Origin of the sequence: Bacteroides sp. UBA939 (genome assembly GCF_002293435.1) — a bacterium.
Classification (GTDB): Bacteria; Bacteroidota; Bacteroidia; order Bacteroidales; family Bacteroidaceae; genus Bacteroides.
Genome location: NZ_DBDF01000068.1, coordinates 41,091 through 48,365, shown reverse-complemented (window position 1 = coordinate 48,365; position 7,275 = coordinate 41,091). Strand labels below are relative to the sequence as shown.

At 41.4% G+C, this 7,275-nt stretch carries 3 protein-coding genes; 2 read left to right on the top strand and 1 reads right to left on the bottom strand.

Going from position 1 to position 7,275, the window contains the following annotated elements; genetic code table 11:
• Window positions 1-228: 228 nt before the first annotated feature.
• Window positions 229-2,751, bottom strand: coding sequence for an ATP-dependent Clp protease ATP-binding subunit (locus B2Z67_RS04865; protein WP_291528691.1), 2,523 nt, complete (start codon window positions 2,749-2,751; stop codon window positions 229-231).
• 683 nt (window positions 2,752-3,434) lie between these two features.
• Between B2Z67_RS04865 and gyrA the strand changes: the two genes are divergently transcribed.
• The gene (gene gyrA / locus B2Z67_RS04860) at window positions 3,435-6,014 is read left to right on the top strand and encodes a DNA gyrase subunit A (RefSeq protein ID WP_291528690.1); all 2,580 of its coding nucleotides are present in this window, start codon (window positions 3,435-3,437) and stop codon (window positions 6,012-6,014) included.
• Window positions 5,998-7,257 carry a tetratricopeptide repeat protein gene (locus B2Z67_RS04855; RefSeq protein ID WP_291528689.1) on the top strand — a complete coding sequence of 420 codons (1,260 nt, stop codon included), beginning with the start codon at window positions 5,998-6,000 and terminating at the stop codon, window positions 7,255-7,257. Before gyrA ends, B2Z67_RS04855 begins: the two co-directional genes overlap by 17 nt.
• Window positions 7,258-7,275: the final 18 nt, after the last annotated feature.

Below are 7,275 nucleotides of genomic sequence, written 5' to 3'. Positions count from 1 at the left end.
AAATGCTGCGCTACGTTAGCCTGCCCGGAAAACAAAAAGAGATCCGTGTCATCCGCGTTATCTGCGTCTAAAAAATATAGTATAAACTAATTATGAACATTTACTTACGCTTACTAAGAGTTGTTTTTGAGGATATTTTTCAGTCTTTTCATCCGCAGATGACACAGATTACGCCGATTTATCTAAAACCCTAATCCGTGTTATCTGCACTATCTGCGGATGAACAACTCACAGTTTCTTAATATCCAGTTCCTCTTTTTCTTCATTCAGAGAAACGGAAACTGTATCGCCGGATTGTAATTCGGAAGTAACTATAAGTTCCGACAGCCCATCTTCCAGATAGGTTTGAATGGCGCGTTTCAACGGACGGGCGCCAAACTGTATGTCGTAACCTTTTGTTGCCATAAATGATTTGGCTTTATCATCTATGACAAGTTTATATCCAAGCGCTTCCATACGTCCATACAGGCCTTTAAGCTCGATATCAATAATTTCCTTAATGGCATCTAACGAGAGTTGGTCGAAAGTTATAATTTCGTCAATACGGTTCAGGAACTCCGGAGCGAATGATTTATTCAGCGCCTTTTGTATCACACTGCGTGAATATTCTTTATGGTCCGTACGGTTCTGAGCAGTAAAGCCAACACCGCGTTCGAACTCCTTCAACTGTCGTGTACCAATATTAGAGGTCATGATAACGACCGTATTTTTAAAGTCCACTGTTCTGCCATAACTGTCAGTCAAACGTCCTTCGTCCATTAGCTGCAACAGGATATTGAACACATCCGGATGCGCTTTTTCAATCTCGTCCAACAGTACGATGGAGTATGGTCTGCGACGCACTTTTTCTGTCAACTGTCCGCCTTCTTCATAGCCGACGTATCCCGGAGGGGCACCAACCAAACGGGAAACAGTGAATTTTTCCATATATTCGCTCATGTCAATACGGATTAACGCATCGGCAGAACCAAACATATATTTAGCCAACTGTTTAGCCAAGTGGGTTTTACCTACACCCGTAGGCCCTAAGAACAGGAATGTTCCTATCGGATGATTCGGGTCTTTCAAGCCTACACGGCTACGCAGGATGGCTTTCGTTACTTTCTCGATGGCTGCATCCTGAGCTATTACCTTGGCTTGCAGGTCATTTTTCATGCCTGCAAGTTTTATGCCTTCTGCCTGGGCCATACGCTGTACGGGTACACCGGATATCATGGATACGACATTGGCAATTTCTTCTTCATTAACCGTTTGGCGGTCGTCTTTCAAGCGGGCTTCCCATTCCACTTTTATTTCTTCCAGATGAATGGAAAGGTCTTTTTCGCGGTCACGATAACTGGCGGCAAGTTCAAAATTCTGCGATTTCACCGCATCCGCCTTTTGTTGACGGGCTTCTTCTATCAGTTTTTCCTGTTCTTCAACTTCTTTCGGAACGGTTATATTCGTGAGATGAACCCGTGATCCGGCTTCGTCCAAAGCATCAATAGCTTTATCGGGGAAGTTGCGGTCGGTAATGTAACGGCCTGTCAACTTGACACATGCTTCGAGCGCTTCGTCCGTATAAATCACATTGTGATGGTCTTCGTATTTCTCCTTGATATTCTTCAATATCTGGAGAGTTTCCTCGGCTGTGGTTGGTGCTACAATCACTTTCTGGAAACGACGTTCCAAAGCGCCGTCTTTTTCAATGTTTTTTCTATATTCGTTGAGGGTAGTGGCGCCGATACATTGTATCTCGCCACGCGCCAAAGCCGGTTTCAGCATATTAGCGGCATCCATAGAACCGGCTGCGGCTCCGGCGCCTACAATGGTATGTATTTCGTCGATGAACAAAATAACATTCGGATTCTTCTGAAGCTCATTGATAATAGAACGGATACGTTCTTCAAACTGCCCCCGGTATTTGGTTCCTGCCACTACGGAGGACATGTCAAGCATAACCACACGCTTATCAAACAGTATCCTGGACACCTTTCTCTGAACGATACGTAATGCCAACCCTTCTACAATGGCCGATTTACCTACACCAGGCTCGCCAATCAAAACGGGATTGTTTTTCTTGCGACGACTCAATACCTGCGCCAAGCGTTCTATCTCACGTTCACGGCCTACTACCGGATCCAAGCGACCTTCTTCGGCAGCCCGCGTCATGTCCATGCCAAAGTTGTCCAGTACCGGAGTATCATTGGACGGTTTCTTGGATGCAGTCTGCGTAGACGACCGTTGACCGGCGCTTTGCGAAGAACGTGAAGCCATGTTTATTTCCTCTTCCTCTTCTTCATCATCCTCCGTGAAACCCATACCCGCATTTGGGCTGGCTTTCATGGAAAGCTGTTCAAATATAGACTTATAATCCACGTTGCTTTCTTCTAAAACCGTAGCGGCCAAATTGTTACCGTCTTTTAAGATAGCCAGCAGTACATGTTCCGTATCGGCAGTGGCGCTCTTCAGCAGACGAGCCTCGAGTATGCACATTTTCATGATTTTGGCTGCCATCGGAGACAATGAAATGTCAGCATCAGGCAGCAAATTATCATCTTCAATCTCTTTTAAGAAGCCTTCCAGACGTTTTTTTACTCTGAACAGGTCTATATCCAGTTTCAGCAATATTTCTATAGCTTTCCCTCCACCATCTCGCAACATGCCAAGTAAGAGATGCTCCGGGCCGATATATCTATTCTTCAGCCGGTTAGCTTCTTCTTTGCTATAGGTTATAACGTCTGAAACTCTTTGTGAAAACTGATTATTCATATTTTATTCTCCTTCCTTAATTCTAAGGCATTATTTAGCGGTACAAAGATACCTAAATTAATAATTTCCGGAATGCAATACATTCATTTATCTATTAGAACACAAATCTTGTGCCATAGTTTAACCTACATATAAAATACTCAGTCTTATTAATAAAGTTGCCACCTTTATTTATATATAAAAAACATTAGCCTGCATTGTTTTTATTCAGGTTCTCGAGCCTGCATCATTCACAGGACAGGAGTTAGATAACTATGTTAACTCCTGACTCGCATTAATTACTAATTGTTGATTCATTAAGATTTAGTTCTCTGTTCGCTAAAAACTAATATCTGTTTTGCATAAATCTTTTCGTTCGACGGTTGTCGAATATGCGTTCGACAGCTGTCGAATAATTATTCGACAGATATCGCATAATCATTCGACAGCCGTCGAACGAAAAGATTTATGCAATCGCAGAGATAGATTTATTATAAATCAATACTAAATGACAGGCTAAGCAGAATCAGTTCATAGCAATACCGGCAGGAATAAACCTTTCGGTACGGTTGCTCTGATTTTAATGCTACTCCCATGGTCACGAAACAAAGTTTAATAAAGAAAGCTTTTGTATATCACAAAAAAGCAGTACTTTAGCGTGGTTTTTCACAAACCAAAGAATGTATAATTAATAATCTTTTTAAATGCTTGAACAAGACAGAATTATAAAGATAAACATCGAGGAGGAAATGAAGTCATCATACATTGACTATTCCATGTCAGTCATTGTTTCACGTGCCCTTCCGGATGTTAGAGATGGTTTTAAGCCTGTCCACCGTAGAATTCTTTTCGGGATGATGGGATTAGGAAATACGTCTGATAAACCTTATAAAAAATCAGCCAGAGTAGTAGGTGAAGTATTAGGTAAATATCACCCCCACGGTGACTCTTCCGTTTATGGCGCATTGGTTCGCATGGCACAGCCTTGGGCAATGCGTTATATGTTGGTAGACGGCCAGGGTAACTACGGTTCGGTAGACGGTGATAGTGCAGCAGCTATGCGCTACACCGAATGTCGCCTGCGAAAGATTGGTGAAGAAACCATGCAGGATCTCGATAAAGAAACCGTTGACATGCAAAGCAATTTTGACGACTCTTTGTCAGAACCCACCGTAATGCCGACCCGCATCCCGAACCTTCTGGTAAATGGAGCTTCCGGTATCGCAGTAGGTATGGCCACAAATATGCCGACACATAATCTGGCGGAAGTTATTGATGCCTGCGTCGCATACATAGAAAATAACGATATCGAAATAGAGGAGCTGATGAACTACGTAAAAGCTCCCGATTTCCCTACAGGAGGATATATATATGGTATGAGCGGTGTGCGTGAAGCATATCTCACCGGTCGCGGCCGTGTAATAATGCGTGCTAAAGCAGAAATAGAAACCGGCTCCACACATGACAAAATAGTCATTACCGAAATCCCGTATGGCGTTAACAAAGCTGAGTTAATAAAATACATCGCTGATTTGGCAAATGATAAAAAGATTGAAGGCATTTCAAATGCCAATGATGAATCCGACCGTCAAGGTATGCGTATCGTCGTTGACATTAAGCGTGATGCCAATGCAAGCGTAGTGCTGAACAAACTCTACAAAATGACACAATTGCAAACCTCCTTTAGTGTCAACAACGTAGCGTTAGTGCATGGACGTCCCCGTCTGCTAAATCTGAAAGATCTGATTAAATACTTTATAGAACACCGTCACGAAGTAGTGATTCGCCGTACGCAATACGACCTGCGTAAAGCCAAAGAACGTGCCCACATCCTGGAAGGTTTAATCATCGCATCCGATAATATTGATGAAGTAATCCGTATCATCCGTGCCGCCAAAACACCGAATGAAGCTATTGCCGGTTTGATGGAACGTTTCCAGTTAACCGAAATCCAGTCTCGCGCCATCGTTGAAATGCGTTTGCGCCAACTTACCGGACTGATGCAGGACCAGCTTCATGCCGAATACGAAGAAGTGATGAAGCAAATCGCTTATTACGAAGAAATTCTTTCAAACGAAGTACTTTGCCGTAAAGTTATCACCGATGAGTTGCTTGAAGTAAAAGCCAAATATGGAGACGGACGTCGTTCGGAAATCGTTTATGCATCCGAAGAATTCAACCCGGAAGATTTCTATGCAGACGACGAAATGATTATTACCATATCGCACATGGGATACATTAAGCGTACTCCGCTAAGCGAATTCCGTGCCCAAAACCGTGGTGGAGTAGGTTCAAAAGGTACAGATACCCGCGATGAAGACTTCATCGAACATATATACCCGGCAACCATGCATAACACCATGATGTTCTTTACCCAGAAAGGTAAATGCTACTGGCTTAAGGTATATGAAATTCCCGAAGGCAGCAAAAATTCAAAAGGCCGCGCTATTCAGAATCTGCTGAATATCGACTCTGACGATGCAGTAAACGCATATCTGAGAGTGAAAAGCCTTGCCGATGAAGAATATATAAACAGTCATTATGTCGTATTCTGCACCAAGAACGGTATCATCAAGAAAACATTGCTTGAACAGTACTCGCGTCCTCGTCAAAACGGTGTAAACGCTATTACAATCCGTGAAGACGACCGTGTTATTGAAGTACGTATGACCAATGGTGACAACGAAATCATTATCGCCAACTGTAATGGTCGTGCCATCCGCTTCCATGAAAGCGCCGTGCGTGTTATGGGACGTATTGCAACCGGCGTACGCGGTATGACTCTTGATGAAGACGGGCAAGATGAAGTTATCGGAATGATTTGCATTAAAGATCTTGAAACAGAAACCATTATGGTTGTTTCCGAACAAGGTTACGGCAAACGTTCGGATATTGAAGATTATCGTAAGACCAACCGTGGCGGTAAAGGTGTAAAGACAATGAATATCACGGATAAAACCGGTAAACTGGTAGCCATCAAATCTGTAACCGATGATAATGATTTGATGATTATAAATAAATCCGGTATCACTATTCGACTAAAAGTAGCAAACGTTCGCATCATGGGTCGCGCTACGCAAGGTGTCCGACTGATTAACTTAGAGAAGAGAAACGATGAAATCGGTTCGGTATGTAAGGTCACATCAGAGAATATGGCAGATGAAATTCCGGTTGATACAGATGGTGATAATTCTCCAATATCTCCCGTTCTGATAAATGATACCGAAGGAGGAGAGGAGAACTACAACTTTGGTAATGAGGCAAATAATGAAAATGAAGAATAGACATAATATTAATTTAAATTTAACAGTTATCATGAAAAGTGTATTATTTTCAGTGATTTTATTGCTTGTTGCAAGCTTCACTTTTGCTCAGGAGAAGAGCGTGAAAGAAGCTAAAAGCATTGCAAGTGAAACGAACCCGGATTTTAATAAAGCCGAGCAACTCATTAATCAAGCTTTGACTAACTCCGAAACAAAGGACGATGCCAATACTTGGGATGTTGCAGGTTTTATTCAAAAGAGAATTAATGAAAAGCAAATGGAAAATGCCTATTTAAGAAAACCTTACGATACGCTTAAGGTATATAGTAGCGCATTAAACATGTGCAAATATTATCTCAAATGTGACGAGCTTGCACAGCTTCCCAACGAAAAGGGTAAAGTCAAAAACAAGTACAGAAAGGCCAATAGTGCTGCTATTTTGACAGAACGTCCCAACTTGATTAATGGCGGTATCCAGTTCTATAACATGAATAATAACAAGGAGGCATTAGATTATTTCGGAACTTATATTGAAGTTGCTCAAAATCCGATGTTCGAAAATGAAAATTTCTTGGAAACTGATACTGTATTGCCTCAGGTTGCATATTACGCAAGCTTAGCAGCCGCTAAAATGGAAGATTATCCCAATATTTTGAAGTATGCTCCGTTGGCACAAAACGATAAGGAAGTTGGTCAATATGCTATGGAATACATTTCTTCAGCTTATAAAGCACAAGGTGATACTGTTAAGTGGATTGCTTCTTTGAAAAATGGTATAGAAAAATACCCGAATCACGCATTCTTTTTTGGTCATTTGATTGATTATTATAGCAATAACAATAAATATGATGAAGCTATGAAGTTTGCCGATGACATGTTGGCTAAAGATCCGAATAATACATTCTATCTATATGTAAAAGGGTATCTCTATCATAATACAAAAGAATATGATAAGGCTATTGAATTCTACAAAAAAACAATAGAAACTGATCCTACTTATGCAGAAGCATATTCTAATCTGGGATTAATTTACTGTCTGCAAGCTCAGGATTTCTCTGAACAAGCAACTGCTGATGTCAACGATCCGAAATACAAAGAAGATCAGGTTACATTGAAGAATTTCTATGAAAAAGCAAAACCTTGCTACGAAAAGGCAAGAGAACTAAAACCTGACCAAAGAGATTTATGGTTGAATGGCCTTTATAGAGTCTACTACAATTTGGATATGGGGCCAGAGTTTGAAGAAATAGAAAAGCTGATGTAAGCAAGCTGCATATCTTTA

What these genes read in the sequence shown, in the direction of transcription:
- B2Z67_RS04865 (WP_291528691.1), bottom strand. Translation starts at nt 2,751, where the DNA reads ATGAATAATCAGTTTTCACAAAGAGTTTCAGACGTTATAACCTATAGC.
- gyrA (WP_291528690.1), top strand. Translation starts at nt 3,435, where the DNA reads ATGCTTGAACAAGACAGAATTATAAAGATAAACATCGAGGAGGAAATG.
- B2Z67_RS04855 (WP_291528689.1), top strand. Translation starts at nt 5,998, where the DNA reads ATGAAAATGAAGAATAGACATAATATTAATTTAAATTTAACAGTTATC.